Here is a 607-nt window from a genome sequence, read left to right as displayed (position 1 = left end):
GATCAGAGTGCCTTGTAAAGGTGCTTCAGGACTCTGATAGGGTGTTTCAATAAACTGATAACTCAGCTAGTGAACTCTTGACGCCTCCCGGTGTTAGGGTGGCGACAGTTGATAATCTGACTGGGCCTGGCCTGGTGCACCGTACAGGAGGATAGATGTTGTGGCTGACTACAGCATAAACGTCTCGTTTGAAGATCGTAGGCGAGGGGGTGAGTATCTTATACAGGCCCGTGAAGCTGCTGGCCTGATGGCCAAGGATGTCGCAAAGCATCTTGGAGTTACAGCCGCGTTCATGTCGAACTTGGAGCGGGGCAAGACCCCCGTTAAGCCAGCCTACGTTCTTAAACTGGCTGATCTGTACGGGGTACCTCAGGCTGAGTTTGCCAAGCGGATGCTGCGGTATAGAGACCCGGTGATGTACGCCATGCTGTTTGGTGTTGAGGGTGACAGGGAACTTGAGGTGACGGTCAAGGCGCTGCTGGAGGCAGCAGAGATGAAGCCGGAGGGCAAGTGATGACCTCCGGAAGTGGTTATGTGGGGCTGCTGTGGGTGTCGCTGTCTGAGGGCGCTGTAAGTGATCTCACGGAGGACTTATAGCTGGGTGCTG

General features: G+C 54.7%; 1 protein-coding gene. It reads left to right on the top strand.

All coding sequences use genetic code 11. The features are described 5' to 3' along the window. Window positions 1-160: 160 nt before the first annotated feature. On the top strand, window positions 161-514 hold the full coding sequence (locus C0V97_RS18075; RefSeq protein WP_127102871.1) for a helix-turn-helix domain-containing protein: 354 nt from the start codon (window positions 161-163) through the stop codon (window positions 512-514). Window positions 515-607 lie beyond the last annotated feature (93 nt).

This window comes from Asaia sp. W19, assembly GCF_003994335.1.
GTDB lineage: Bacteria > Pseudomonadota > Alphaproteobacteria > Acetobacterales > Acetobacteraceae > Asaia.
This window is presented reverse-complemented; position numbering and strand designations above follow the sequence as displayed.